General features: G+C 33.1%; 28 protein-coding genes. 15 read left to right on the forward strand and 13 right to left on the reverse strand.

The features are described 5' to 3' along the window. Positions 1-9 precede the first annotated feature (9 nt). Both MK119_RS01610 and MK119_RS01615 read right to left on the reverse strand, forming a co-directional pair. Positions 10-1,110: a serine hydrolase domain-containing protein gene (locus MK119_RS01610; RefSeq protein WP_290670026.1), complete on the reverse strand. Its 1,101-nt coding sequence runs from the start codon at positions 1,108-1,110 to the stop codon at positions 10-12. A 191-nt stretch (positions 1,111-1,301) separates the two neighbouring features. Continuing rightward, complete coding sequence (locus MK119_RS01615) at positions 1,302-1,697, reverse strand: hypothetical protein (RefSeq protein WP_290670028.1); 396 nt, start codon at positions 1,695-1,697, stop codon at positions 1,302-1,304. Positions 1,698-1,938: 241 nt separating this feature from the next. Between MK119_RS01615 and MK119_RS01620 the strand changes: the two genes are divergently transcribed. The 7 genes from MK119_RS01620 (at position 1,939) to MK119_RS01650 (ending at position 5,674) form a co-directional block, all read left to right on the forward strand. Further along, positions 1,939-2,223: a hypothetical protein gene (locus MK119_RS01620; protein ID WP_290670030.1), complete on the forward strand. Its 285-nt coding sequence runs from the start codon at positions 1,939-1,941 to the stop codon at positions 2,221-2,223. 36 nt (positions 2,224-2,259) lie between these two features. Next, the gene (locus MK119_RS01625) at positions 2,260-2,463 is read left to right on the forward strand and encodes a hypothetical protein (protein ID WP_290670032.1); all 204 of its coding nucleotides are present in this window, start codon (positions 2,260-2,262) and stop codon (positions 2,461-2,463) included. 51 nt (positions 2,464-2,514) lie between these two features. After that, the gene (locus MK119_RS01630) at positions 2,515-2,661 is read left to right on the forward strand and encodes a hypothetical protein (RefSeq protein ID WP_290670034.1); all 147 of its coding nucleotides are present in this window, start codon (positions 2,515-2,517) and stop codon (positions 2,659-2,661) included. A gap of 67 nt (positions 2,662-2,728) precedes the next feature. Next, the gene (locus MK119_RS01635; protein WP_290670036.1) at positions 2,729-3,703 is read left to right on the forward strand and encodes a Gfo/Idh/MocA family oxidoreductase; all 975 of its coding nucleotides are present in this window, start codon (positions 2,729-2,731) and stop codon (positions 3,701-3,703) included. Between the two features lie 144 nt (positions 3,704-3,847). Continuing rightward, positions 3,848-4,345, forward strand: coding sequence for a hypothetical protein (locus tag MK119_RS01640; protein ID WP_290670038.1), 498 nt, complete (start codon positions 3,848-3,850; stop codon positions 4,343-4,345). Between the two features lie 10 nt (positions 4,346-4,355). Continuing rightward, a complete protein-coding gene (locus MK119_RS01645; protein WP_290670040.1) occupies positions 4,356-4,496 on the forward strand; it encodes a hypothetical protein in 141 nt (46 codons plus the stop codon). Between the two features lie 2 nt (positions 4,497-4,498). Then, entirely contained in the window at positions 4,499-5,674 is a 1,176-nt protein-coding gene (locus MK119_RS01650; RefSeq protein WP_290670042.1) for a paraquat-inducible protein A, read from the forward strand. Positions 5,675-5,871: 197 nt separating this feature from the next. Here MK119_RS01650 and MK119_RS01655 read toward each other — a convergent pair whose 3' ends face one another. The 6 genes from MK119_RS01655 to MK119_RS01680 form a co-directional block, all read right to left on the reverse strand. Continuing rightward, on the reverse strand, positions 5,872-5,997 hold the full coding sequence (locus MK119_RS01655) for a hypothetical protein (protein ID WP_290670045.1): 126 nt from the start codon (positions 5,995-5,997) through the stop codon (positions 5,872-5,874). Further along, on the reverse strand, positions 5,994-6,167 hold the full coding sequence (locus tag MK119_RS01660) for a hypothetical protein (protein ID WP_290670048.1): 174 nt from the start codon (positions 6,165-6,167) through the stop codon (positions 5,994-5,996). Before MK119_RS01660 ends, MK119_RS01655 begins: the two co-directional genes overlap by 4 nt. Positions 6,168-6,413: 246 nt before the next feature. Continuing rightward, the gene (locus MK119_RS01665; RefSeq protein WP_290670051.1) at positions 6,414-9,128 is read right to left on the reverse strand and encodes a carboxypeptidase regulatory-like domain-containing protein; all 2,715 of its coding nucleotides are present in this window, start codon (positions 9,126-9,128) and stop codon (positions 6,414-6,416) included. A 41-nt stretch (positions 9,129-9,169) separates the two neighbouring features. Continuing rightward, a complete protein-coding gene (locus tag MK119_RS01670; protein ID WP_290670054.1) occupies positions 9,170-10,060 on the reverse strand; it encodes a GLPGLI family protein in 891 nt (296 codons plus the stop codon). Between the two features lie 137 nt (positions 10,061-10,197). After that, positions 10,198-11,379 (reverse strand): aspartyl protease family protein, encoded by a 1,182-nt coding sequence (locus tag MK119_RS01675; RefSeq protein ID WP_290670057.1) that lies wholly within the window; start codon positions 11,377-11,379, stop codon positions 10,198-10,200. Positions 11,380-11,383: 4 nt separating this feature from the next. Next, positions 11,384-12,235 (reverse strand): GLPGLI family protein, encoded by an 852-nt coding sequence (locus MK119_RS01680; RefSeq protein ID WP_290670059.1) that lies wholly within the window; start codon positions 12,233-12,235, stop codon positions 11,384-11,386. Positions 12,236-12,378: 143 nt separating this feature from the next. Here MK119_RS01680 and MK119_RS01685 point away from each other — a divergent pair, with 143 nt between their 5' ends. The 4 genes from MK119_RS01685 to MK119_RS01700 all read left to right on the forward strand — a co-directional run bounded on the left by MK119_RS01685 (position 12,379) and on the right by MK119_RS01700 (position 16,198). Beyond that, on the forward strand, positions 12,379-12,678 hold the full coding sequence (locus MK119_RS01685) for a hypothetical protein (RefSeq protein WP_290670061.1): 300 nt from the start codon (positions 12,379-12,381) through the stop codon (positions 12,676-12,678). 99 nt (positions 12,679-12,777) lie between these two features. Beyond that, positions 12,778-13,878, forward strand: a complete 1,101-nt coding sequence (locus tag MK119_RS01690) for a HAMP domain-containing sensor histidine kinase (protein WP_290670063.1) — start codon at positions 12,778-12,780, stop codon at positions 13,876-13,878. Next, complete coding sequence (locus MK119_RS01695; protein ID WP_290670066.1) at positions 13,875-14,558, forward strand: response regulator transcription factor; 684 nt, start codon at positions 13,875-13,877, stop codon at positions 14,556-14,558. Before MK119_RS01690 ends, MK119_RS01695 begins: the two co-directional genes overlap by 4 nt. Before the next feature lie 1,031 nt (positions 14,559-15,589). Beyond that, positions 15,590-16,198, forward strand: coding sequence for a GldM family protein (locus MK119_RS01700; protein ID WP_290670069.1), 609 nt, complete (start codon positions 15,590-15,592; stop codon positions 16,196-16,198). A gap of 320 nt (positions 16,199-16,518) precedes the next feature. Here the strand turns inward: MK119_RS01700 and MK119_RS01705 are convergent, their stop codons facing one another. After that, a complete protein-coding gene (locus MK119_RS01705) occupies positions 16,519-16,737 on the reverse strand; it encodes a hypothetical protein (protein ID WP_290670071.1) in 219 nt (72 codons plus the stop codon). A 601-nt stretch (positions 16,738-17,338) separates the two neighbouring features. Between MK119_RS01705 and MK119_RS01710 the strand changes: the two genes are divergently transcribed. Then, positions 17,339-18,091: a hypothetical protein gene (locus tag MK119_RS01710; protein ID WP_290670074.1), complete on the forward strand. Its 753-nt coding sequence runs from the start codon at positions 17,339-17,341 to the stop codon at positions 18,089-18,091. A 78-nt stretch (positions 18,092-18,169) separates the two neighbouring features. Beyond that, on the forward strand, positions 18,170-18,784 hold the full coding sequence (locus MK119_RS01715) for a deoxynucleoside kinase (RefSeq protein WP_290670077.1): 615 nt from the start codon (positions 18,170-18,172) through the stop codon (positions 18,782-18,784). A gap of 64 nt (positions 18,785-18,848) precedes the next feature. Here MK119_RS01715 and MK119_RS01720 read toward each other — a convergent pair whose 3' ends face one another. Continuing rightward, a complete protein-coding gene (locus tag MK119_RS01720; RefSeq protein ID WP_290670080.1) occupies positions 18,849-19,097 on the reverse strand; it encodes a hypothetical protein in 249 nt (82 codons plus the stop codon). 155 nt (positions 19,098-19,252) lie between these two features. Here MK119_RS01720 and MK119_RS01725 point away from each other — a divergent pair, with 155 nt between their 5' ends. Both MK119_RS01725 and MK119_RS01730 read left to right on the forward strand, forming a co-directional pair. Continuing rightward, complete coding sequence (locus tag MK119_RS01725; RefSeq protein ID WP_290670083.1) at positions 19,253-21,751, forward strand: hypothetical protein; 2,499 nt, start codon at positions 19,253-19,255, stop codon at positions 21,749-21,751. A gap of 12 nt (positions 21,752-21,763) precedes the next feature. Continuing rightward, a complete protein-coding gene (locus MK119_RS01730; protein ID WP_290670086.1) occupies positions 21,764-22,249 on the forward strand; it encodes a methyltransferase domain-containing protein in 486 nt (161 codons plus the stop codon). Positions 22,250-22,251: 2 nt separating this feature from the next. On the opposite strand, the gene MK119_RS01735 is transcribed toward MK119_RS01730, so the two are convergent. From MK119_RS01735 to MK119_RS01745, 3 genes are all read right to left on the reverse strand, one after another. Next, the gene (locus MK119_RS01735; protein ID WP_290670089.1) at positions 22,252-22,956 is read right to left on the reverse strand and encodes a rhomboid family intramembrane serine protease; all 705 of its coding nucleotides are present in this window, start codon (positions 22,954-22,956) and stop codon (positions 22,252-22,254) included. Positions 22,957-23,391: 435 nt separating this feature from the next. Further along, positions 23,392-23,793 (reverse strand): hypothetical protein, encoded by a 402-nt coding sequence (locus tag MK119_RS01740; protein WP_290670092.1) that lies wholly within the window; start codon positions 23,791-23,793, stop codon positions 23,392-23,394. 200 nt (positions 23,794-23,993) lie between these two features. Then, the gene (locus MK119_RS01745) at positions 23,994-26,288 is read right to left on the reverse strand and encodes a sodium-translocating pyrophosphatase (protein WP_290670095.1); all 2,295 of its coding nucleotides are present in this window, start codon (positions 26,286-26,288) and stop codon (positions 23,994-23,996) included. Positions 26,289-26,407 lie beyond the last annotated feature (119 nt).

Consider the following 26,407-nt stretch of genomic DNA (forward strand, 5'->3'; position numbering starts at 1 on the left):
TTTTATCTGTTAAAATTGTGCTCCTAAAATGCTTTCTAATTGCTGGATAAAAGGTAGCATTTTGTCTGAATTTGTAAAAATAACCAGCCCGTATTGTTGCTTTGGGACAAACATCGTATACGCTTGAAAATCGTGATTGTTCCCAGTATGGAGATGCATCAGTCCGTTTGGTGTAGGTTTTTGCGCAAAGCCCAATCCCCAACCTGTTTGTCCAGTTTCCTTCCGCAATTCATTGTCAACCGAAAAATGATTGTGCGCCTGTAGCATTTCGTCAAAACTTGCTTCACTTAATCCTTCGCGTTTGAGCATGGCAATGATAAATTTCGCATATTCACTTGCTTCAGAATGAATACTAGAAAACGCGTTGAAGGTTTTTCCACTCCACTGCCCGTGATCATTTTTGGTTGGTTTTCCTTTGAAATGTCCATAGACTTTATTTTCGGCTAAATATGCATTCCATAAAAACGAAGTATGTTGCATTCCGAGTGGCTTTGTAACTTCTTTTTCAAAGATTTCATTGAATTTAGCCTTCCACCCTACATTGTGCAGTTTGCCAATGATCGCCGCAAGATATTGATAGCCTTCTCCCGAATAGACAAATCCTTCTCCGGGTGTAAATGGCAATTCTACTTTTTGTCCTCTGCTAAAGTTTGGAAAACCACTACTATGAGATAAAATCATTCGTGCCGTGATGAGTTTGGATTTTTCTATAGAATTTTCAGCAATTCCGGGATGTTCTAGATACGTGTGTAAAGGTTCGTCTAAATCAATAATGCCTTTGTCAACCATTTTTAATACGAAATATGCAAAGATTGGTTTGGATAAAGAAGCACCTTCAAAAATACTCGTTGTGGTAATTTTTTTTTCAGTTTCAAGGTTGGAAACACCAAAGGTTTGATGATACGCAAGTTTTGAATCATTGATAATAGCAATAGACAAACCTGGCATTTTCAAGCTATCCATGAGTTGTTCAATATGTCTATTCAAAACAGCGACTTCTACCTGTTCGCCGTTTACTTTTTGAATATAAGTTGCTTCATTTTGTCCGCTTGATGTGATACTTATTAGGCTGATACATACTATGAGAAGTATCTTTTGTAAATGTTTCATTTTTTAAAAGTTTTAATTGTTTTTTGATTTGATTTGTGAATTCACATTCATTGGACAATTTGACTTTCAAAAAGGTTACAAATTCATTTTCAACACCACATTTTACTAAGAAAAGTCGCTCTGCAACATGTACACAAGCGACTCTTCACCATTGAAATATAACCTAATAATCTGATATTTTTTTATTTGTATTATGCTCCTACACAAAAATAATAGTTGCTACTTGAGATAAAACCTCCACACTTGTCTTTCATTACAATTTCCACTGCAATAGTTTTTCCTCCCAACTTATTAAACCCATCAAGTTGTGTTAAGTCTACTGGTGCAGTACCCGTAATTTTCCCACTACATCCATTACTATAATCATGTTCGTAAGTAGCTAAAACTGTTGATTCTTCTTTGGCAATCAGAGTTACAGTATCATCTACAAAAACGTCTCCTTTTCCGTCAGGTTGACTACTTAAAATTAATGTAGCTCCTTTTGGCACCTGGATTTCATAACGTGTTGCTTTATAAAATTTTTCTCCTGTTTTTACAACTGGCTGTCCAAATTGCGCTGGTGCAATAAAATAGTTTGTAAAGTCCATAATTTTCAAATTTTAGTTTCCTACTCTCTTTAATAAAGGCTTTTCAGATTCCGCCCTGTCATGAAAAATACAATAGCTACTGGATTCATTTTTGTTGGTTAATAACACTTCAAAGATGGAGTTTTTACGAACCATTTTTTAGAAAAATACCTTAAGTGTCAAAAAATTGAAGCTAAGTGTTTAGAATTTCTGCTTAAAATCAACACTACAATTTTCAATATTAAGTTGTACCTTGGAATCTATGCAGTTTGAAATTTTAAAATCTATAGAAATATTACGGCAAACTCCTTTGACACTCAGTACGATGCTTCATGATTTGTCGAGCGAATGGCTACAACATAATGAAGGAGAAAATACGTGGAGTCCGTATGACATCATCGGACATTTGGTGCATGGTGAGAAAACAGACTGGATCGTTCGAGTCTCTATAATTATGTCTGAAAAAGCAGATAAAACCTTTGAACCTTTTGATCGCTTTGCACAACTACATGACAGTGCTGGAAAAACAATTCATGATTTACTGTAGGAATTTAAAATCCTGATAGCTAAAAACTTAACCGCATTGGAAACACTTAAAATTTCTGAACATGATTTCTCAAGAGAAGGCATTCATCCCGAATTGGGAGTTGTTACTTTAAAACAGCTTTTGGCAACCTGGGTTGTACACGATTTGGGGCATATTGCGCAAATAGCACGTGTGATGGCAAAGCAATACCGCACCGAAGTTGGCCCGTGGAATGCCTATTTGGGAATTTTGAAGAAATAGTTGATACACATGCACAATTCTACAAAAAAAGAAATCAGAAAATTAATCCTCATGGGGATTTTAGTCGTTGCTGCAGGAGAAACTGCCGAATACTTTCTGGACATTTCTCCGTACTTATTGGGAATTACCCGAGGATTTGGATTGGCCGCTCTCGGATTGATGATCATTAAGCTGATAAAGTCAAAAAATGCAGCTTAAAAGTCGTTATTGTATACGAAAATCAAGGTAGGATTGCTTATTTTGCCAGCATCTTAAATTGATCATTATGTCACAAAAAGTACGTTGGGGAATTATTGGTCTCGGAAAAATAGCGCATAATTTTGCGTTTGATCTACGAATTTCTGAAACCGCTGTTTTACAAGGAGTTGCATCGCGAAGTATAGAGAAAGCTACAAAATTTGCTAAAAAATTCAAGGCACAAAAAGCGTACGGTTCTTATGAGGCGCTTGTGAAAGATCCAGATATTGATGTGATTTATATCGCTACACCACATGTACTACATTTTGAAAATACAATGCTGTGTTTACAGTATAAAAAAGCGGTTTTGTGTGAAAAGCCACTCGGGATCAATCTCACGCAAGTGCAAACCATGATACAGGAAGCCAAATCGCAAAATGTATTTTTAATGGAAGCGATCTGGACACGTTTTATGCCGAGTTATCAAAAAGTACTGGAACTGTTGAACGATGGCGCAATTGGAGATGTGATTAGTATTCGCGCTGATTTTGGATTCCAAACGACATTTGATCCTGAAGGACGTTTGTACAATAAAAAACTCGGTGGCGGTTCTCTGCTAGATATTGGAATTTACCCAATTTTCTTAAGTCTGTTAGTATTAGGAATGCCTTCTGACATCAACGCTATGGCACGTATGACAAATACGAATGTCGATAGTTTTATCGCCATGTTATTTGAGTATAAAAATGATGCAAAAGCAGTCTTAGAATCCACTTTTGAAGTTGATACACCAACCGAAGCTTATATTTTTGGGACTAAAGGAAAGATAAAATTACACCGACGTTTTCATCATGCCAATACCATTACTTTGTATAAAAACGGAGAAGAAACTGTTTTTCAACTTCCGCATTCAGGCATTGGCTATATTCACGAAATTGAAGCTGTCAATGAAAACATTCGCAATGGAGATACAGAAAATTCAAAGCTTCCATTAGCTTTCAGTGAACAATTAATCACAATTATTGATCAAGTAAAAGCTAAAATTGGTTTGTGGTATGAGTAAATAAGAATCCTATTTTGATTATTTATACTGTTTTTAGTAGCGTATTTTTGACTACCTTGACAAGATCTAAATTATTTCTTTTGAAACAAATTTGGAGTTTAGTCGTCTACTATGCATACATAATCACCAAAACCGATTCTTACTTTGAATTCAATTTCAATACAAACATACTACAATACGTTTTCACAAAACAATTATTATGGAATTTTAATTGATGGAATTTCTTTGGAAGAACATGCTTTAAATCAAAGTCATATAGATATTACTTCTGGGTTAGTTTCCACTTTTTTAAATTGGCTAAGTGATCCTTTGCAACGAAAAATTGTATGGGAACGTGCATTACCCGAAGGATACACAAAAGTATATTTACCCATTTTAATGTGCGGAACTGATATTGATCTTTGGTCTACCGTAATTATTGCTGAAGTAGAAGCTGACGATCATCATGTATATTGGAATAAACTAGGTTTAGATGATAGTGATTTTGAATACTCACCTGAACCTATAGGAACCACTGTAAATTGGTTTTCTGGAAATACATTGGTATTTAAAAGAACCGAATATGAAACGGTTTTGAATACTTTTAAAAAATACTTGGATGGCAATTTTACAGGAAAAGTATATGACGAAAATCTAAACTAACAACAAAGACGTGCGTAAAAATCTTATTTTAAATAGTATTTTATTGGTATTGCTGATTACCATTAGTTTTGTAGCGTATACAAGTTATACCTTGGAAACTGAAAAACGTGCCTTTAAAGAGGACGCTATTGAACTTTCAGACATTAGATAGGAATGTTTAATGTTGATGCTTGGGAAGAACAGTTTGCAAAAATCATTACCAAAAAACTAGAAGAACTAGAGCTTTCTGGTGGACAACGAGAAGAAGCGCGTGTGAAAGTTGAAAAATTTCTCAATGAATCCATTGATAAGTTTGAACGTGCATATAAAGCAAAAAACGAAAAGGATAAAGACTTTTTAGGACTTTCCCTAAAGAATATTGGTGCCGATTTTTTCGAAATTTTCAGTGAATTAAAAAATCAAGTACCTACGATCACAGAAGATATTCTTAACTTTTTAGAAAGTGAAGAAAATCGTGAAGGCATCAAAGATTATATTCTAGCACAAGTTAATTCGTATACAAAAGATACTTTCCAAAAAATAGATTATACTACTTACAATAACATTCTCGCAAAATACAATGCAGAAACAGGAGAAGATTGTATCGGCTTAATTTCTGAGAAACTGGAAGTTATCAACGATACACAAAACATTTATAATATTATTTTATTAGCAGTATTTGTAACCATGCTTCTACTCTTATTCGTGTTTAAACAAACTTCCAATCTCACCATTGCATTGTATGTACTAGCTGCTGTACATTTATTAGCTTTAGGTGTCTTTCTTCCAATGATTGATATTGATGCACGTATTGCTTCTATGGAATTACAATTGATGGGTGAAGCAATTTCGTTTAAAGATCAAGTGTTGTATTACAAGAGTAAAAGCATCATGGAAGTATCGAGTATCATGCTTTCACAAGGAAAAACCAAAGTTATGTTAGTAGGTATTTTAGTATTGCTTTTTAGTGTAATTTTTCCAGTGACCAAACTCATATCGAGTCTTATTTTAATCTTTAAACGTTCCTTAAAAAAGAATAAGATTATTCGTTTTATGGTGTTTAAAAGTGGAAAATGGTCTATGGCAGATGTAATGGTTGTTGCTATTTTTATGTCATATATCGGTTTTACAGGAATTATTTCAAGTCAATTAGGACAACTGGAAAACAGTATTGAAAGTCTGGAAATTTTATCCACAAACAAGTCTGAACTACAAAACGGTTTCTTTTTCTTTATGGGATTTGTAATTATGAGTATCTTTATTTCACAACGTATTCAAACCATGATGAACGCATCAAACATTGAAGGACTTGAATCGGAAGTAAACACTCATACTGAATCACAAACATAAAATTAAGACAGGTACAGGTTTATATCTTTTTTCTATTCGTTTTTATCGCAACATCAAGCGTTGCGTGATTTGTGGATTATGAATTACTAAGCTATGATGGACTCCCGTTTTTTTACCCAACCAGACATCTTCAAATTTGTAAGCTCCTGATACAACAAAAATCTACTTTCAATAGTTTCCTCATCTGATACCTTTTTTTATTTTAATTCTTCGTGTGGAATTCCCATAACCTCATATGAATACACAAATACAAAATCAGATAATTCATCCAAAAAAACGTTAGAAACTTCCGTTTGATTTTCGTGCTTTAATGCGATATTCAATAGTTCTTGTATTTTACGGTAAGGTTTCTAGTAGAATCATTAAACATAACTTTTACAACAACTAAATCATTTACGGTAGCAACTAAATATTTTAATGGTTCGATCAATCCTAATTTCTCAAAAATCACAAGACCTAAATCCTCTGAGCTATTTCGAATTCCTAGAGTCATGATTTCCAACTTAGAATACATTATTCAACAGAAGTCCTTTCATTTTCCACAACTCCGAATACAAACTAAAAAATACTATAAAAATTTAAGACGACTCGTAAAGCTCTATGTTGACATTCGACAATATTGCTATTTTTTTAATTACTTTTTTAGAAAGAGAAAGCCTTTCTGCTGTTTTGCAGAAAGGCTTTCGGTTACTGTATACCTTCTTAGGTATGTAAGTATAGTGGATTTTTAATATCTATTTTACAAGTTGTACTTCACGCTAAAAATTACGTATCTCGGTTGAATAAAGTATTCGCTAGTGCTTGTTAAGAAGTTATTGGAATTATCTTGATTCAATGATTTTGTGTTTAATAAATTGGTTCCTTGCACAGAATATTCCCATTGACTGTCTTTCTTTTGATACGAAAGCTCTGCTCTTAAGAAGCTGTAATCATTAATTGTACGTTCTTCGTTTTTATAGTTGAAATATGAGTAATCTGCCGTGAAGATGAAACTTTTTAAGAAATACGCATCTATATTTACAAATGGACTGTTGGTAATGAAACGATTTGAATTTTGTCCTTGATCGTAATTGTTGATCGATAGATTATATCCAACTTCAATATTCGGAGCGTTTCTAAAGTTTGTACTAATTCGTGTTTGATACGATTGCGTAAACGATTCATTCACGCTTCGTGCTCCATTTATTTCCTGATTGAATTTTGAAAGTGATAAAGTTCCGCCTAACGAAGTTTTTACTTTTCCAAACATACGCTCAAAACGTCCATTTGCCGTAAATGTTTCATCTGCAAAGTTTGAATTGAAAGGTGTAGAAACACTGTTGGTACTCAAAATATCTGGATTTCCTGAACCATCTGGAATTGTTAAGAATTGTGAACGATTTCGAATTGGATCAATACGCTTGTTGTAATTTAAAAAGGCAAAAATGTTTGTATAATTAAACAGATTGAAACTAAAGTAACTCAAATTCAAATTGTGAGATAAGGCATTTTCTAGTGTTCTGTTTCCTCTAAAGATTGAATTGTAATTGTTGAATACCAAACCTTCTGCCAAATTGTTCACGTCAGTAAAATCGGTTTGCATTTGGTAGGCTAAATTCAAATTCTCAGAATCTTTAAACTGCACTCTAATATTTGCATCTGGAAGAAAACGCGTAAACGTATCTTTAAATTCCGATCCAGATTGTGTATTATTTACATTATAGGCATGTGCTGTAACTCCTGGTGTAAACGTGAATATTCCAGATTTTATTTTATAGTGCATTCCGATATACGTATCTGAAAAATTATATTTCACATCATTTTTTACATCTTGTTGCGCACTGAATAAGGTCAACTTACTTCCACTGTCTAATAACTGGAAAATTTCAGAATCAAATTGTTGCGAACTCAAAGTTGTACCTGCCGTAATGTTGATATTACTTTTTTGATTTAATACATACCAATAATCCAAGCGGGCATCCAATTTGTTGGTTTTTACACGTCTATCTTGTGCAATATCTAAAAATGTTTGCGATGTGTTTAATCCTAATAAATCTGTAAAACGGAATTGTTCGCTTTGTGCCAAGCGTGCATTGTAAAACGGATCTTCATCTTGGTATAAATGCTGTGCCTCTAAAGCAAAAATATGATTATCATTTAAAGTATAATAATAGTTTAAGTTTTGATTAAAACTAAATGGGTTTTGCGATTGACGTTCATCAATATCTCCTAATAAAGATGAAAAGAAATCTTGTGTTTCTATTTGCCGCGACACTTTTCCAAATACATCATAATCGAGCTGATTTTTACTATTTGGCTTATAAATTGAACTCAATTTAAACAATCCTAAATCGCTTTTTTGACGTGTCGTTGTTGAAGTAATTTCATCAGGTGTAGTCGCATCAATATAATCATTGATACTATTTTCCTGCAGTTCTATTCGTGAACCTGAATAAATAGCAAATCCACTAATATCCCAAGTTTTCTTTGGAGCATAACTGAAGTTTGCTGCTCCAAATTTAGAGTCTATAGCTTTTGCTCGATTGTTTCGCAATGTCAAGAAACCAATGTCGCTGGAGGCCACATTAAAATTAGTTCCTGTATTTCTTCCCACATTTTTAAATCCTCCTGTAAAATTAAAATAGTCACGTTGGGTGAACGGAATGGAGCCAATATTATTGAGGTCAGTAATAATATTTACGCTATATTTTGGACTGTAATAAAATAATCTCGGATTCGCAAGATAGCGTTCTTCAGGACCAAGTCCACCAGTTATTTCTCCAAACCAAAAGTTCTTCTTTCCTTCTTTTAGCTTGATATTAATTGCGACATTATCTTCATCATTCCCAAGTCCACGCATTTGCGATACATCATTGTGATTTTTTAAAACCTCAACCTTATCAATTGCGTCTGCTGGAATATTTTTCGTGGCTAATTTACTATCACCATCAAAGAAATCTTTTCCTTCCACCATCACTTTACTTACTGCCTTTCCTTCTACTTCTATTTCACCTTCATCAGTGACTTCAACACCGGGCAGTTTTTTTAGGACATCGCCTAGCTTCTTTTCCGAACCATTTTTAAAAGAATCTGCATTGTAAACAATGGTATCTCCTTTGATAGTTACGGGCATTTCATAGGTTAGTTCTACCGCTTTCAGTTCATTATCGGGCTTCATCACAAAATCCTTTGTAATATCTGTTTCTTTCGTTGTAATAGAATCATTGATTGTTGCCAAACCAATAAAACTTACTTTTATAGCATACGTTGTATTTTTTTTTAATGCCAATCGAAAACGCCCTTCATTATTGGTAATTCCATAAGATTCTAAGGTGTTTGTAGCTTTGTTGAGCGCTATAACATTAGCGAGTTCTAAAGGCTTGCCCACGCTATCTTTTACAATACCTTCTAGTTTAATTTGGGCAATAGTAGCCTGTGCTATGAAACATAGCAGAATAAACAGTATATTTTTCATTGGTGTTTTTTCTTCTGATTAGTAAGTTTGTTCAACAGATGTTATCTTCTGCCTTTACCCCTTCCGCCGCGACCGCGACCACGATACATATCGCGCATTTCTTTCATTTTATTTTTTACAATTTCATTATATTCTTTACGCGTAACTTCTTCGCCTTTTGTGGGTTCTTCTATGATTTCTTTTTCTCCTGGATTCATTACAATCTTAGAACATAAAATTGTTGTTCTGTATGAATTTACTTCTAAAATCAATCCTGGTAATCCCCAAAATTCTCCTGGCCCTTGATTGATTGGAATGTCGAGTGTATACCAAGCTGTTACTAAAATTTCTTTTGGAATATCTACTTGGCTAAATGGATCATCTAATGCTTTTACAGAGTCCTTTTTACGTTCTTCAGCAGTTTTCTCTTTATCATCTTTTCGTTTCTTAGGACGCATAGAATTAAAATCGAGTTCATCAACCTTTTTTAGAGCTGTAGCTTTGAAACAAAGGTATTTTCCAATTTGTTTGGTTTCACCTTCCATTTTCCATTCTAGTTTTTGCAAACTGTCTTTGATTAAGAATTTTTTACCAAAGAATTCTTTGGATTCCATAATTACACCTTTCTTTACATCTTTATATTGTTTTCCTTGTGTAAAACTTCCCATCATCATTCGACCAAATCCGCCACCTTTTCCTGGCGCTTCAATTTTTTCTTCCTCTTTATAGGTTGATGCTGTTTGTGTGAAATCAAGAATGTAAACTTTTTCCAAATAATCCTTCATCATTTCTTGTACACGCTTTTTTTGTCCGGCAGACATCTGTCTTCCTTTTCCGCCCCAACTATCCATATCTACAGTTGTTTTAGATTGATAGTAGGCTTTTCCTTGAAAATTCTGAGCAAATACGGCGGTTGTGCATAAAACTAAGCTCCAAAGTAATAGTCTTTTCATTTGTAAGGTTTTTATGTTTTTCATCTTTATTTCTATTGTTAGTATAGAATAGCGATAAAAGTTACACTTTTAACTTTAATAAGACACAAATTTTTAACTAGAGTTTAATTTTCTTCCGTTAAATTTTTATTAAAAAATCAAATAAGGCGCTTTAACAGAATGGTCACTGTTTTTATTTCTCCTTTTTTAGTTTTTAGTTTCAACTTGACTGTTTTATCTTTTTGGCGTAAAATTTCTCTACACTTTCGTACACTTTTTACATCTACATCATTAATTTCAAGCAATTGGTCTCCTTCACGAATTCCTTTTTCATACGCTTCTGCTGCCGTAATTACATTAGAAACTTTAATCATGTCAGCTTCTCTAGCTAACGAGATACCACTACGTGGAAATCGAAAAGTTTTTTTGAACGAGTCACTCGGTTTTAAATAGATTTTTTTCTGCTTGTAATCAAGAATCGTATTAAATCTACTGATGATTTTTATACCTAAAATCCCTGTGTATTCTGCAGAAGCCATGACGCCTGCTTTACTATTTGACAAATCGATTGGCATTTCTCCAAAGGTAAAATCACCAAATTGCAAACCTGCCACTTTTCCAATCTTAAAGTTAGATGACGTTGTTAATCCTTCTGCTTTATTTTCAATCGTTTTTTCCATCAGACTTTCCATGTTTTTTTCTTTCACAAAAGGTGTATTGAGTAAAAACGTCATATTGGCTCCAGAATCAAACAGAAAGTTTCCTTTAAACTTTTGATTGTTAGTTAGTGTAAATTCAAGATTTACTTGCGGAATTTGACTGTAATCAAACGTTGCTTCTACTGTTTTGTAAGCGTCTTTTCCTTGAATTTCCTCAGCATCATTATAGAGTTTTATCACATTGTTATCATAATCAATTTGCGTCACATATTGTTGCATGATATTGTTTCCGATAATGCCGTCTATTTGTTGATTGCTTCTTTTAGACAAACGTTCCAAATCAACTAAAACAGTGTGTGCATTGTGCACGCTTATACTTCCAATATGATATTTTTGCGATAGGGCAATATTATACATTTCTGTTCCTGCTGCTCCTTCTGTTGGCTGCTGATAATCTGCTTTTATGCCAATTTTCTTTGCCACATTTTCATCCAATACAGCTGTCGAAGCTCCTGTATCAAACACGAAATTTAAAGGTTCGTCATGATCATTTATTTTGACTTTGATGAACATCAATTCATCATTTTCAAACGGAATTGTAGCTACTTGTGCTTGTGTTACAGGTATAAAACTTATCAGGAAAAATGCACAAATTGCAATATATTGTAAACGTATTTTCATGGGGTTATCCTCCTATTTCAATTCTAATTTCATTACCATCACCTCTTCCATTTCCACGGTAACGCTCTGTCATTTCTTTGGTTTTCTTACGCATAATTTCTTCAAACTTTTCTGCATTTACCTTTTTCCCTTTTGTTGGCTCCTTAATGCTTACTCTGTTTTTTGGGTTCAATACAATTTTACTGCATACAATTGTTTGCGTACCATCATTTACTTCTAAAATCAAACCAGGCAATCCCCAATACATTCCTGGTCCAGCATTTACAGGAATTTCCGGCGCATACCAAGCTGTTACGGTTACTTTTTCTTTGGTTACTTCTGATTTTTTTTCATCAGTATTAAACGACATAGAACTTACTCGTTCCATTTCAATAGTACGTGTGGCTTTGTAGCAAGTATATTGCCCGATAAACTTGGTTTCATTTTCAAGTTTCCATTCATTATCTTTTAATTCATCTTGTACCAAGAATTTTTTTCCTAGAATTTCTTGTTCGTTTGCGTATCGTTTTTCTTTTGTGTTTTTATATAAGGTTGAAGATTGTCCATCGCCCACAACCATAATTTGAAAACCATTGCTTTGAGGTGAAGGTGCTGCTAGTTTTTCTTCTTGTTTGTAGACAGACTCATACGGTGTGACTGTTAATTTGTATTCTTTTTGAAACTGCTTTTGCAACATTGCATTCAGTTTTTCTTGCATATCCTTATTGATTCCTTGCCCTTGTGCAACACTGTCAATTTCAAAATTCATTTTCATACTAGTTTTATAGGTAGCGACTCCTTGAAAGTCTTGTGCATATAACAATGCATTGACAAGCATAAAGACAAATGCGATAATTGATTTCGTATAATTTTTCATAATTACTTTATGTTTTTAGTTTTTTGATGGTACAAATATGAAACAGTTTCTTTTTGATTTTGGTTAATGAACGTTAACGAGTGTTAACCAATGCTGTACTATGTCAAATAACTTCTTACTTTTGGATTGTTAATTACATTAAAATGAAGCAACAACGCTCTTCTTCTTGGATTTTATATGCAATCATTGCAACCATTGCTATCACAATTGCTGTACAGATTTATTGGAATTATAAAAACTACACTGTTAATAAACAACAATTTATGAATCAGGTACAGATTAGTTTGGATAATGCTGTTGAAGCATATTATGCAGATTTTGCCAAGCAAGAAAAGATGATGTTTGTTACTATGGATGCTTCTAATCTTGGTAATGTACCAACATTTGAGCAGCTCAAAAATATGGATATTGATTCTATATTACGAATATTTAGTCATGAGTGATATAAACATCTTGACAATATAGTTATTGATGCTAGAGTAGAAGGGCTTGAGTATCCCAAAGAATCCATTGATTCCTTATTAAAATCTACACAATCAACTATGAGAGCTCAATTTGCAAAATTCAAAAATGAAACAAAACAATATAATGATAGTATACGCTTGTTTAATGAAATATCATCTTTATATATTTCTATTTCCGAAGATTCTTTGAACTTTAAGAAGCTAAGAACTTTTTTGGACACAGAATTGGATCGAAAGAAAATTGAAATTCCATATCGTTTGCAACTTTCTGTTAACAAAAAAGTGATTGGAGAAATTGGAGATGATACACTTCCAGAAGAAACTTTGCAAACGTATTCAAAATCTGCCTACCAAAAGCCTGGAGAAAAATTGGGTCTTCGCTTTGCAAACATTTCTAAAGCCGTTTGGAAAAAGAGCATGTTTGGCATTTTGTTATCTACATTGCTTTCGTTAGCAATTATTAGTTCTCTATTGTATTTATTGCGAATTATCCGTCGTCAGAAACAATTGGCTGAGATCAAAAATGATTTGATCAGTAATATTACACACGAATTTAAAACACCGATTACTACCATCTCTACAGCATTGGAAGCCATTCAACATTTTGAAGCTATCAAAGATCCTGAAAAGACACAGAAATATTTATCCATCTCAGATAAACAATTGAAAAAATTGCATGTAATGGTGGAAAAATTATTGGAGACAGCTACCCTTGACAGTGAAAAATTATTGTTGAAGAAAGAAAGTGTTGACGTCATTGATTTTGTTCAAAAAGTAACCGAAAAACAACGTACACTTTCAAACGAGAAAACACTTTCGTTTCGAAGTAATGTAGAAAGTCTATTAACAGATATTGATCCTTTCCATTTTGAAAATGCTATTACAAATTTGATTGATAATGCACTTAAATATGGTGGCGACACTGTGGAAGTGAATGTAACCAAAGTATTGGAAACTATTGAAATTACCGTTTCCGACAATGGGAACGCTATTGACAAATCGCAACGAGAAAAGATTTTTGATAAGTTTTATAGAATTCCGAAAGGAAATACACACGACGTCAAAGGTTTTGGAATTGGATTGTATTACACCAAAAAGATTATTGAAAAACACAACGGAACGATTCAATTGGTTCCAAACGCCAATCATACTATTTTTAAAATTACGCTGTTATCATGACAAGAAATACGATAAAATTACTTTTGGCAGAAGACGAACCTGCTTTAGGACAGATTGTGAAAGAAACCTTAGAATCACGTGATTTTGAAGTGTTTTTGTGTGAAAATGGAGAAGAGGCGTATAAAGTATATCAGGAAGTACAACCAGAAATTTTGGTTTTGGATGTTATGATGCCAAAGAAAGATGGTTTTACATTAGCGCGAGAAATTCGCCAAGAAAATTCAACAATTCCTATTATATTTTTAACAGCTAAATCGCAAGTAAAAGATGTGGTAGAAGGTTTTCAATACGGCGGAAACGACTATTTGAAAAAACCGTTTAGCATGGAAGAATTGATTGTGCGTATACATGCGTTATTAAATCGAATTCATTTAAAACAAGATCATACACAAATTCCGATTGGAAATTACACCTTCAATCATACACAACAGCAACTTATTTGGGAAGATACTTCTCTACAATTGACACATCGGGAATCTGCTTTGCTATTTCATTTATCTGAAAAACGAAATGCAGTTTTAGACAGAACATTTATTCTCAACAAACTTTGGGGCGATGATGACTTTTTTAATGCTCGTAGTATGGATGTTTTTATCACCAAACTTCGTAAAAAACTAAAAAACGATCCTGAAATTCAGATTGTGAATGTACGTGGTTTTGGATATAAGTTGATTTGCTAATTTTTAGATTTTTAAACCTGTTAGACTTGTCTTGTAAGAATAATACAGCAAAATACCAAAAAAACAAAACTTACTATCAGTATCTCGAAAAAATGAGCCCCTTAATCAAGATATATTCTAGTTAATTGAAATACTGAAAGTCCCTAAAAGCACATAAAATAAGGGTTCAATTTTCTTTTCTCAGAGTAAATTGATACTTGATATATTTGTAATTATGAATTAAAAAAAGCATTAACGTAGACATTTTACACATACTACTAATATGATTAAATTCAAAAAAGGGTAATACATAAAATCATAGAGTATTTCTGAAAGACCAAATTGATATAAATGCTGAGACCATCAGTGATACCTAGATAAGCATATACCATGGAAAACGGATGTTAAAAACACAACACAAATATATTCAACAAAGAAAAAGAAAAGCTTTTCCAAATTATATCAAGCCAACATGAACCTTAAGCAGGGTTCAGAGATGTGCATCATCTTGTAAATGATTTACAACATTATTTGGATGAATGTTGTTATCGCTTTAAAAAGAAACTCTGTTAAAGAAAGTATTTTTGACAACTTCTTGAATAAAATGTTCAATACGGCACTATGTCTTGTCAAAAATATTGGTAACCAAACACATAAGTTAAAAAGAGAATTAGCCATTTTATCAATTTTTATAAAACAGCATTTGAAAAAAGTAATCATTGTCGAGGATATACTTTTAATAGAAAAAGTACCCAAAACAAAAAGCTAGAGTATTAAGTTTGTTGCAAATGATGGTTTTCCAACTTATGAAAGTGATTTAGGATTGACTATGCAAATTGATGCATTTTGGAACGGAAGTGTGGAAGATTTCGAAGAAGATAATATTAATATGCCCTACGGGAAATAAAAGAGCCAAAAGATTAGCTAAAAGATAGTGATTTGGGTGGGTAAACTCAAGGACTTCAAGACTACATCAAAAATTTGAGAAAAAATAATCCAAATACTTAAATTTTCATAATTTAAGAAGATAATTAAGACAAAAATAAGAACTAATGAAATATTTAATATTAATACTTTTTTCAACAGTAGTAACAGCTCAAAATATAACTATTGAAACTTATGTAAATAATTTTTTTTACTGGGGTATTTCAAATCCGATAACAGTTAGTGTAGATGGTTATGATCATAATAGTTTTCAGCTTAAAACTGATAATGGATCAGTAGAAAGAATTGAGGGCAACAATTTTTCTATTAGTCCAAAAAAAACAGGAAATTTAAAAATTTCTGTTTATGATGAATCAAATACTAAAATCGCAGAAAAGACAATGCATGTTTTAGATTTGAGATTCAAAGCGATTTTACGTATGTCTTATGATGAAAAAGATAATCCAATTTTAAAGAGATCTAGAGGGATTAAAATAGTAGTTGATCACCCAACAATAACTTTAAGTATAAATCCAACCATAAAATATCAGATTTTGATTTTACGCGGGGAGAGTATTATTTTTGACATATATCATGAAAGTTCTTTATTTAATGATGAAATAAAGAAAAAGTTACTCAACTGTCAATCTGGTGATATTTTAATAATACGTGATATTACTATGTCTTCAAAAAATGACGAGGAAATAAGATTATCTGATCTAAGTTTTAAAATTTAAGTAACTCTAACACTACAAATTAATTCCTAGTAAGATAGGACTACTGTAAAAGTAAATAACAGAGCTGTTTTTTGGTGTAGCTTTTTTGCATAATAAAATTTGCGTTGAAAACACGAATTTCATAATAAGAAAGGATCATATTTAGTAAGTTTTACTGCTATAAAGTAAAAGGTTCCTTGGACTCTCGTTGTACTTTCCAAATCGTTTTTAAGGCTTTACTAATATACATCGAAATGGGTATTTATAAAATGATAGTCAAATCTGAGTGTTTGCTTTTTTTAAGAAAAAGCGAGCTTTTACAGCTCGCTTTTTTTTTGATCCTATCCTGCAGATTCACATTCAGATGGAACACCACCAGTAAAGCTTCTACTTGTGTATGGCTCGTATGGCTCGGCTGGTGGACCAGAAGGACAATCTCTTGAACAATCACAACGACTTCCTGAAATTCCTCCAACTAGGTCATTTCTCAATTGTACTGCATCAAAACTAGAGATAGCTCTCTTATTTAGTTGCAGACTTTTTAAGTTTCTTTTTTTCATAATAAAAAAATTTATGGTTTATGCATGTAAGTTCACATAGTGAATATTTGTTACCCAATCCAACCCTTTTTTTTTAAACACATTATCTAATAGCTAAAAATAACAAAAACTCACCCAAGATTATAAGCTCAACACTCATAAAGAATACTAGATAATAAATAGTACAATACATATGTGTAAAGTACTTACTGGCGCGCGCATCCTTTGTGAAAAAAATTAGAACTATATCATATGAAAACACTAAAAAACAGCTCAAAAGCCAGACAAGCTATCCAAAAGTTATAAATATTCAGATTTTAAGAAACCATCAATAATAGAAGATATTTCTCATCAATTGGCTGAAAGCATTCAAATCTTCTATCAAAAAAAACGACTTCAAAACTTTGAGGCTAATTTTTTGTCATTTTTTAAGTAATAAATTTTTATGTGGAAATAATACTAATCTTGAATTCTTACATAAAAATAGTTCAGAAGCAATCGTAGTAACAGAAGAAATCAATACATTTTCAAATTGACAGATAGTTTCTACAACTATGGCGCATTTTTTTGTAATTTGCCATTTATGAAGCGTTTGATTCTTTTTTCTCTTTTGTTTTGTTCGATGTTTGTTTTCGGTCAAAAATCTATCACAGCAACGTTACAACATCAAGATAGTTTGGTTGTGGATCGTTTTGTAGCCATGGATAATTTTGGTGCTTTATATGTGATTCAGAATAATATTTTAATCAAAAGAAAAGATGGAAAAGAATGGCAATACAATAATTTACAGTTAGGAAAAATTACATCTGTTGACATTCTAAATCCGCTAAAAATCACCTTGTTTTATGAAGATTTTAATACCGTTATTGTGTTAGATAATACGCTGAATGAAATCAAACGTATTGACTTTAATATTACAGGCGAGTTCAAAAATCTTGCGGCAGCAACTACGGCAAACGATCGAAATTTTTGGATTTTTGATACCAATACTCAACAATTGGAAGTGTTTAATTATGTTCAAGAAAAAACACCTGTTCAAAATTTACCAATTCCAGAAAAATTCATCACACTAAAAAGTAATTACAATTTTTGTCGCGTATTGACAGAAACCACCTTGTATCTATATAATATCTACGGAAGTTTACTATCGCAAAAACTATTAGCTGGTGTAACAGATTTTGACATGACGAATGAGGAAGTCATTTTTTTAAAAGACAAACAGCTATATTTTACTAGCAATGACGACATTTATCTTATAAATTTGCCGTCTGAAAGAATTGCTATAAAACAGTTTTCGCTTCACGATGATATCTTGTATATTTACGACGGAGTTATCTTGTATCAATTCCAATTCAAAAAACCAACTAAAGAATAAATAGAACGAATATTTTTTAGAATCGATTATAAAATCCAATAGTCTGATTTTAAAGCAAACACCTAATCACAGAATCACATGCATGTTGCAATTGCAGGAAACATAGGCGCAGGAAAAACAACGCTCACAAAATTATTAGCAAAACATTATAATTGGGAACCACATTTTGAAGATGTAGTTGACAATCCATATTTGGATGATTTTTACACACAAATGGAACGTTGGAGTTTTAACCTTCAAATTTATTTCTTAAATAGTCGTTTTAGGCAGGTTTTACAAATCCGAGAAAGCGGAAAAAAGATCATTCAAGATCGTACTATTTATGAAGATGCTCATATTTTCGCTCCAAATTTACACGCGATGGGATTAATGACGAATCGCGATTATGAAAACTATCAATCTCTTTTTGAATTGATGCAAAAGTTGGTTGATGCGCCTGATTTATTGATTTATTTGCGCGCAGATATTTCAACATTAGTAGCACAAATTCACAAACGCGGACGCGATTATGAAAATTCAATTAGTATTGACTACTTAAGCCGATTGAATGAACGCTATGAGGCTTGGATTTCACAGTATACGCAAGGAAAATTATTGATAATTGACGTGGACGACTTGGATTTTGTAGACAATCCAGAAGATTTAGGGAGTGTTATTAATAAGATTGACGCAGAAATTCACGGGTTGTTCTAAACACAAAATTTCTAAAAATACAAAAGCCATTCTCAACAGAATGGCTTTCTTTTTTACTGCGCTTTTAGCAACCTGTATGACACGTTCTACAGTGTAATGGATCAGAAAGCGGATGTGCATTGGTAATGCAATTTCCACAGGTTTGTCCACTACAATTGTTGGTATACGTTCCGCCGCTTCCGCTTCCGCCACCAGTATCACAGTTTACATCTTCCGTTTCGAATGGAGGAAATTTTCCTCCGCGGATGTTTGACAAATTAGATACATTCATTTTTCCTAATGACAATTTGCTTTCAAACTTCTTTTTTTTCATGGTGTAATATTTTGTGGTTAATAAATACACATAAGGTATATATTTTAAAAGCTGCTTATTTTGGGTTTCACCATAAGATTTATACGTATATACTTGAAAAAAGAGGTGTTTTGCCCAAAATTGTTTAATTTTCTAAAAAATCACTTGTCATCTCTATGTTCAACTTTCTTAAAGGATTTACGGATCATCATAAAAAAGCGATTGCCAAGCTATATGTAGCATCTAATTTTTCAGTGTATGATTTGGAAACTGAATTGCAGTCTTTTTATAAAAAAACTTCCCAAAATGAATTGACATTTAAAAGAATTACGAATGGTTTTACTGTAGATGTTGACATTCAAAATATTACTAAAAAGGAAATTATTACAACGACACGTTTACAGTTGTTGCAAAATGAAACCATTATTTATGTAGTTGCAGAACACATTGAAATTGATCTTTCTTCGTATCAAGAGACCAAAAAAGAGGCTAATTTTGACATGCGCAAACAAACTTTTTTTAAACATCTTCAACACTATTTGCTAAGACTACAAGACGATCATTTGTACGCACTAAAAAATCTGGAACAACTTCCTTTTGTTACTTCCATAGATTTGGAGATACAAAATTTCATTTTTCACGTACTACAAGAAGAAGAATATATTCTCAGTATTTTGGGCGTAAGTGAAGTGAATATTGATACCGAAAAGTATCCCAAACTGGCAACATGGCATTTCGTATTGACTTCTGATCGTGTTTTTTTACTAGTAAAAGATGCAGAACGTAATTTCTTTGTCGTGAATGTTTCTAGCAAAAACTTTTCTATTCAAGAAAGAACAGGGAAAGATTTGATTAGCTCAGAAAAGATATCGTTCTATACCGAATTTATGAACGATACTGTATATACACAATTGCTCCCTGTAGTAACCGCCAAAGGAAATCGTTTAGGTGTTTTTGGTGATGTTTTGGCTAACAAATACCATAAAAAAGAACAGCATTTACAATTAGCTTCTCACCTATTTCAATTGCAAAGTATAACTTCAGATTTGCTCATAAATGAACTCAAAGCAGATTTGATTCCGTACTTAAAACGCTTGAAAGTTGTACATGAACAAAAAGAAGCTATTTTAAAAGTATTTGCTAAACATATTCCTATTCATAAAAGTTTTGGTTTCAATCTCGTTCAAGTTGTAACGGATTGGCAACTTCCACTCTCTGAACAACGAAAGTTATTGGCTATTTTACAACCGTTTCAAGCAAAAGGATTTACCACACATACGATTTCTTTTCATGAACATGTACATACATTGTTTATTGAAACGGAGAAGAACGCAGAACGTATATTTGAGTTCAATTTGAACTTTGCAAAACATTTGAAAAATGCGAAACGATTTTCGGATGCAATTTCTATATACAGAATGATTTATGCATCGCTTCCAGATGATAGTATTACCGATTTGTTACCAACAAAAACCACAAATATTTTTAATGGTGAAGGCGGTCGCCAATTGAAAGTTACCATTTTAGAAGCGATTTTGGAGATGCAACAAGAATTAAACGAAGATATTTCTGAAGCTATTCATGCATTGGCAGAATTGCAGCCGTTGGTTATGACAAGAATAGAAGCATTAATTATACATGAAAGTCAGCAGCACAAAGCAGTCATCATTAAAGAAATATTGCAAGCACAAACATTGACTATTGAAAATAATATTCCTGAAAATTCGTATCAACCCATAGAAAAAAAGGAAATTCTACAAGAAGTCGTACCAAGTTGTTTTAAAGAAGCAAAAGGTTTTTTTGACGCTATGAACAATTTTATTGCCGCTTTAAATCCTCCAGATTATGAAGCTGTTATTTCTTTTTCTGATCGTTTAAACACAGAAAATCATCCTGAAATTTTGCAACGTATTACTGCAATTTGCAATGCCTTACAAATGGAGATTCCAGAATGCTATATTGGACGAGGGACGTATGCCAATGCTGTAATTGGTGTAGAAGGGAAACCTTCCTTTTTGATTATTGGCAACGATTTTTTAAATCCAAAAAGTATTCGGTATTTAGAACCAAATGCTTTGGTATTTTTGATTACGATAGAGTTGGCGCACATGTATTTTGAACACTCAAAAATTACCGCCACCGATGTTTGGCGTGGCGCAGCTGATAAAGGATTTAGTTTGGTAAATATGTTGTTAACCGTACTGCCTTTTGCAGGAAATATTGGAACTATTTTTGGAAATGTTTCGGATATTGAAAAGTATGGAAATATCCTGCAACGTGTAGAGCAAGTAGCCAATGTTGCTGAAAAAGGAAAAGAAGTAAAGGAGTTAAGCGAAAAATACAATTTGAATCCTTTTAGCAAAAAAGCAGCAACTGCAGATAGTTCTCAAAACCTTTTGATTACTTCCCGTTTGATGGAGATTGTTGCCGATAAAGTTGCCTTACTTTTTTGTAATGATTTAAAAGCTGCCGCGAAAGGCTTATTAGTTGGCACCAAATTTTATGAAGACTACCATCCGTTAATCCATCAACATGGAATACAAACTTTTCTATCACAAACGAATGCCAAAGATGAGTTCATGCATCAGGAGTTAATCATTCGTTTGAAGAGTCTGTGTAGTTTCTATTTGTCAGATACCTTTGAAGCTTTAAAACAACAATTACATTCCTCTTAAAACTGTATACATTTGAAAGATTCCTCAACACAATTAGACGAACCGTATTTGCTAACTATTGAAGAAGTAGTTCATGAAAAATTAAAACTTTTAGGTCTTAAAGATGGAGACACATTAATTGATTTAGGTTGTGGTGATGCCAGAACATTAATTGCTGCAACTAGGCTTGCAGACATTCGTTGTATTGGCTATGAAATTTTACCAAAAGCCTTAGCAACTGCCAAAAGCAACATAGAAGCCTCTGGACTTACAGAGCGTATTGAAATTATTGAAAAAGATTTTTTGGAAGCGGATGTTTCTAAAGCCACAGCATTGATTTTATACCTAACACGAAACTCTTTAGGACAACTATCCCTAAAACTCGAAAATGAGCTTCCAAAAGGCACTAGAGTCATTACTCATGATTTTGATATTCCTGCATGGAAAGCTGAAAAAGTCATTAAATTTAAGTCTAAAGAAGCATTTTGGTTTACCTTTTATGTGTATTGCGTTAAATAATATTAACGCGCATTTTTCTTTAAACCATTTTTGTTCAGAAGAATTAAAAACATTCCGATACCAAATCCGCTGAAAAGTCCTCCAAAATGCCCAGCATTGTCAGTTCCTGCTGAAAATATTCCTAGCAAGAGACTTATTCCTCCAAACAAACCAAGCAACATCCAAAAATGAGAGCGATCGTATTTTGGAATTATTTTAAAAATTAAAAACGCTAACAACAAACCATACAATCCAAAAATAGCTCCTGAAGCTCCTACACTTACTGTATTTTCATGCCAATAAATGCTCGCTAAACTTGCCAAAATCCCACAAACAATATAGATAAATACTAGTTTTACAGGACCAAGTATCTTTTCTAAAGAAACACCTCCTAAACCTATCCCAAATATATTTAAAAGCAAATGCATTAATCCTGCATGAATAAGCGTTGATGTAAACAATCGCCAATACTCACCATGTAAGACTTCGGGCCTTCTGTTTCCTCCTATTTCTAACAATTCTTGAGGTGTTGGAGAGATAATATTTAATCCTGCAAAAATCATCCCTAGAAAAACAATCATATTTGCTAAAATTAATATTGCGGTTCCTTTGTATTCTCCTCTAGGATTTAAAAACACTAACAAATCTTTTAGATCATCTTCTTTTAAAGGCTTCTTCTGTCTATATCTTACCAATTCTTTTTTATCAATTTTCGGAATTACAATCATGATAAATATGATAAAAGAACCAATAGCTAATGATCCAAAAACCCAAGGAAGAGACGTTTTAAATCGTTCTTCGAAAGCTTTTTTATGTGGAATTAGGATGATTTGTTCATTAAGTATTTTTACTGGATAATTTTCTTTGATTGCATTTAAAAAACCATCTTTATCATCAGAATATCCTAATTTTTCAAAATAGTTGACATCATGAAAATCGTATGAATTGAATTGCTTTCTAGAAACTTTTATAAAACTTCTGTACGCTTTATTTTTCCTACTTTCATTGCTTCTATTACTAATGTTTATGGAATATTTTATACCATACCAAATATTCTCTGCAGATTGAAAAGGAGTTGCAAAGTATAAGTAAAAGTCTAAATGTTCATTATGGCGACCTGAAACCCTTGCTGTTACATAAGAAGAACTTTCATATTCATCAACTTAAAAGTTTTCTATTTTAAAGTATTTTTCATTTTTTAAATTTTTGATTTCTGAAATGTCAGCTACTTTTTTTAAGTCATAGGCGCTTCTAATAAGGTAATCTTGACTTGTGCATAATGGAATAACTATAGCGATAGCCATTGCGAATTGATATGCAAAATATCCACTACCTCTTTCACCTCGAATATTTAGAATTCTAACTCTTTTACGAAGGAAAACAATGATTACAATAATAGTAAGTGCAATTGGTACCCAAAAGGTAAGAAGTTTTTCTTTTAAGGGAAGTATTCCGAGTTCTACATCAAACAACCAACGAAAAATTCCATAAAATAAAATGGTTCCTATAGCTACTAGCAAAAAAGGAAGAAATACTTCTCTAATTTTTATGTTGAGATCTTTCATCTATATAAATAATGGGGAATTAAATGTGGGATGTTTTTCTTATGATCAACATAAGTTTAGTGGTTTTTACACATCTAATGTTACAGCAAACTATGATTAACTAGGAGTTTTATACTATTTTGAATTGTTAAAATTTATTTTCACTAAAAAAAGCCGCAATCTTTCGATTACGGCTTCTAGTAAAAAAATATGTCGGTTTTTTATAGATTTTCTTCTTTCATTGTAACTACATTCAATGCAACCTCAGCTTCATTGGCTTCTTGTACATTTACTTGAATTACATTTTTATCAACTTCTTCAGACATTGCATGATCTTCTCCTGTATGTCCTCCTAAGATTGGAGCAATTACCAATCCAATTAAACATGTTAATTTGATTAAGATGTTCATTGATGGACCAGAAGTATCTTTGAATGGATCTCCAACAGTATCACCTGTTACAGCTGCTTTGTGTGCGTCAGAACCTTTATATGTCATTTCTCCGTTGATTTCAACTCCAGCTTCAAATGATTTTTTAGCGTTATCCCAAGCTCCACCAGCGTTGTTTTGGAAGATTGCCCAAAGTACACCACTTACTGTAACTCCTGCCATATATCCACCTAGCATTTCTGCGATAGCTTTGTTTTCCATTCCGAATGCTAATGGTACAAACGCAATTGCTAATGGGAATCCGATAGTTAACAATCCAGGTAACATCATTTCTTTTAAAGATGCTTTTGTAGAAATTGCTACACATTTGTCATATTCTGGTTTCCCAGTACCTTCCATAATTCCAGCTATTTCTTTGAACTGACGACGTACTTCGTATACCATTTCCATTGCTGCTTTACCTACTGCATTCATTGCTAACGCTGAAAATACTACAGGAACCATTCCTCCGACAAATAACATTGCTAATACTGGCGCTTTAAAGATGTTAATTCCGTCAATTTCAGTAAAGGTTACATAAGCTGCAAATAATGCTAACGATGTTAAGGCTGCAGACGCAATAGCGAATCCTTTTCCTGTTGCTGCTGTTGTATTACCAACTGAGTCTAAGATATCTGTACGCTCACGTACAATTGGATCTTGCTCACTCATTTCAGCAATTCCTCCTGCGTTATCTGCAATTGGACCAAATGCATCAATTGCCAACTGCATAGCAGTCGTTGCCATCATAGCCGAAGCTGCCATAGCAACTCCATAGAATCCTGCAAATGCATACGATGCCCAAATTGCTCCAGCAAATAATAATACAGAAGCAAATGTAGAAATCATTCCTGTTGCTAAACCAGCAATAATGTTGGTTCCTGCTCCAGTACTTGATTTTTGTACAATTTCTAAGATTGGTTTTTTACCTAATCCTGTATAATATTCAGTTACAGCAGAAATAACTCCACCTACAAATAGTCCAACTAAGGTAGCATAGAATACACGCATTGCAGAAATATCAACTTTTCCTTCTCCAAAGAACTCCATTTTCATAGTTTCTGGAAGCATATATGTACATAATGCAAAACAAGCAACTGCTACCAATACAATTGACGTCCAGTTCCCGACATTCAACGCACCCATAACTTGTGCTTCTTTAGCATCGTTATTTTTAATTTTCACTAACATCGTTCCGATCACAGAAATGATGATTCCTGCACCAGCGATTGCTACTGGCAATAATACAGGTCCAATTCCACCAAATCCTTCGTTTGCGATATTTCCTCCCATATCCTTAATGATATAGTTTCCTAATACCATTGCTGCTAATACCGTAGCAACGTAGGAACCAAATAAATCGGCTCCCATTCCGGCAACGTCTCCTACATTATCTCCTACGTTATCTGCAATTGTAGCTGGATTACGTGGATCATCTTCTGGAATCCCTGCTTCTACTTTTCCTACTAAATCGGCACCAACATCAGCTGCTTTTGTGTAGATTCCTCCACCAACACGTGCAAATAATGCGATAGATTCAGCTCCGAGTGAGAATCCTGCTAATGTTTCTAGTACAACAGTCATGTCACCTGTATTCGTCCAAGTTCCTCCCATAAAGTAGTGGAAGAATATTAGGAAGAAGGCTGTTAAACCTAAAACAGCTAAACCAGCTACTCCAAGTCCCATTACGGTTCCTCCTCCAAATGATATTTTTAAAGCATTCGGTAAACTTGTACGTGCTGCTTGTGTTGTTCTAACGTTCGTTTTAGTAGCGATTTTCATTCCTATATTTCCTGCATACGCTGAAAATACGGCTCCGAAAATAAATGCGATTACGATCATCCAATGCGTTGTTGGGACAATAAATGAAACTCCTGCTAGTGCTGCACTTACTACAAGTACAAATATTCCTAACAGACGATATTCAGCATTTAAGAAAGCCAATGCTCCTTCGTAGATATGATCCGAGATCTCTTTCATTGTTCCATCGCCTGCATCTTGTTTCATTACCCAAGATTTCTTGACAAGCATGTAGATTAAGCCTAGTGCTGCTGCAGCTAGTGGCATGTAAATCATCATTGATTCCATATTGTATTTTGTTTGGTTTGTTAATTTGAGGCATAAATGTAACAAAATCAAGCAGAAAAAAAAACCTTCTAAATCGCTTTAGAAGGTTTTTTATGAATTATTTATTTTGCACGAAACTT

The sequence above is a fragment of the Kordia sp. genome, assembly GCF_022447245.1.
Classification (GTDB): domain Bacteria; phylum Bacteroidota; class Bacteroidia; order Flavobacteriales; family Flavobacteriaceae; genus Kordia.

Excerpts from the sequence above, each read along its gene's own strand:
- MK119_RS01685 (WP_290670061.1), top strand. The coding sequence starts at position 12,379 with ATGAAGCAACAACGCTCTTCTTCTTGGATTTTATATGCAATCATTGCA.
- MK119_RS01690 (WP_290670063.1), top strand. The coding sequence starts at position 12,778 with ATGAGAGCTCAATTTGCAAAATTCAAAAATGAAACAAAACAATATAAT.
- MK119_RS01700 (WP_290670069.1), top strand. The coding sequence starts at position 15,590 with ATGAAATATTTAATATTAATACTTTTTTCAACAGTAGTAACAGCTCAA.
- MK119_RS01745 (WP_290670095.1), bottom strand. The coding sequence starts at position 26,288 with ATGGAATCAATGATGATTTACATGCCACTAGCTGCAGCAGCACTAGGC.
- MK119_RS01635 (WP_290670036.1), top strand. The coding sequence starts at position 2,729 with ATGTCACAAAAAGTACGTTGGGGAATTATTGGTCTCGGAAAAATAGCG.
- MK119_RS01720 (WP_290670080.1), bottom strand. The coding sequence starts at position 19,097 with ATGAAAAAAAAGAAGTTTGAAAGCAAATTGTCATTAGGAAAAATGAAT.
- MK119_RS01710 (WP_290670074.1), top strand. The coding sequence starts at position 17,339 with ATGTTTGTTTTCGGTCAAAAATCTATCACAGCAACGTTACAACATCAA.
- MK119_RS01615 (WP_290670028.1), bottom strand. The coding sequence starts at position 1,697 with ATGGACTTTACAAACTATTTTATTGCACCAGCGCAATTTGGACAGCCA.
- MK119_RS01680 (WP_290670059.1), bottom strand. The coding sequence starts at position 12,235 with ATGAAAAATTATACGAAATCAATTATCGCATTTGTCTTTATGCTTGTC.
- MK119_RS01735 (WP_290670089.1), bottom strand. The coding sequence starts at position 22,956 with ATGATTGTAATTCCGAAAATTGATAAAAAAGAATTGGTAAGATATAGA.
- MK119_RS01670 (WP_290670054.1), bottom strand. The coding sequence starts at position 10,060 with ATGAAAAGACTATTACTTTGGAGCTTAGTTTTATGCACAACCGCCGTA.
- MK119_RS01675 (WP_290670057.1), bottom strand. The coding sequence starts at position 11,379 with ATGAAAATACGTTTACAATATATTGCAATTTGTGCATTTTTCCTGATA.
- MK119_RS01715 (WP_290670077.1), top strand. The coding sequence starts at position 18,170 with ATGCATGTTGCAATTGCAGGAAACATAGGCGCAGGAAAAACAACGCTC.
- MK119_RS01705 (WP_290670071.1), bottom strand. The coding sequence starts at position 16,737 with ATGAAAAAAAGAAACTTAAAAAGTCTGCAACTAAATAAGAGAGCTATC.
- MK119_RS01695 (WP_290670066.1), top strand. The coding sequence starts at position 13,875 with ATGACAAGAAATACGATAAAATTACTTTTGGCAGAAGACGAACCTGCT.
- MK119_RS01630 (WP_290670034.1), top strand. The coding sequence starts at position 2,515 with ATGGGGATTTTAGTCGTTGCTGCAGGAGAAACTGCCGAATACTTTCTG.
- MK119_RS01650 (WP_290670042.1), top strand. The coding sequence starts at position 4,499 with ATGTTTAATGTTGATGCTTGGGAAGAACAGTTTGCAAAAATCATTACC.
- MK119_RS01725 (WP_290670083.1), top strand. The coding sequence starts at position 19,253 with ATGTTCAACTTTCTTAAAGGATTTACGGATCATCATAAAAAAGCGATT.
- MK119_RS01620 (WP_290670030.1), top strand. The coding sequence starts at position 1,939 with ATGCAGTTTGAAATTTTAAAATCTATAGAAATATTACGGCAAACTCCT.
- MK119_RS01660 (WP_290670048.1), bottom strand. The coding sequence starts at position 6,167 with ATGACTCTAGGAATTCGAAATAGCTCAGAGGATTTAGGTCTTGTGATT.
- MK119_RS01665 (WP_290670051.1), bottom strand. The coding sequence starts at position 9,128 with ATGAAAAATATACTGTTTATTCTGCTATGTTTCATAGCACAGGCTACT.
- MK119_RS01740 (WP_290670092.1), bottom strand. The coding sequence starts at position 23,793 with ATGAAAGATCTCAACATAAAAATTAGAGAAGTATTTCTTCCTTTTTTG.
- MK119_RS01610 (WP_290670026.1), bottom strand. The coding sequence starts at position 1,110 with ATGAAACATTTACAAAAGATACTTCTCATAGTATGTATCAGCCTAATA.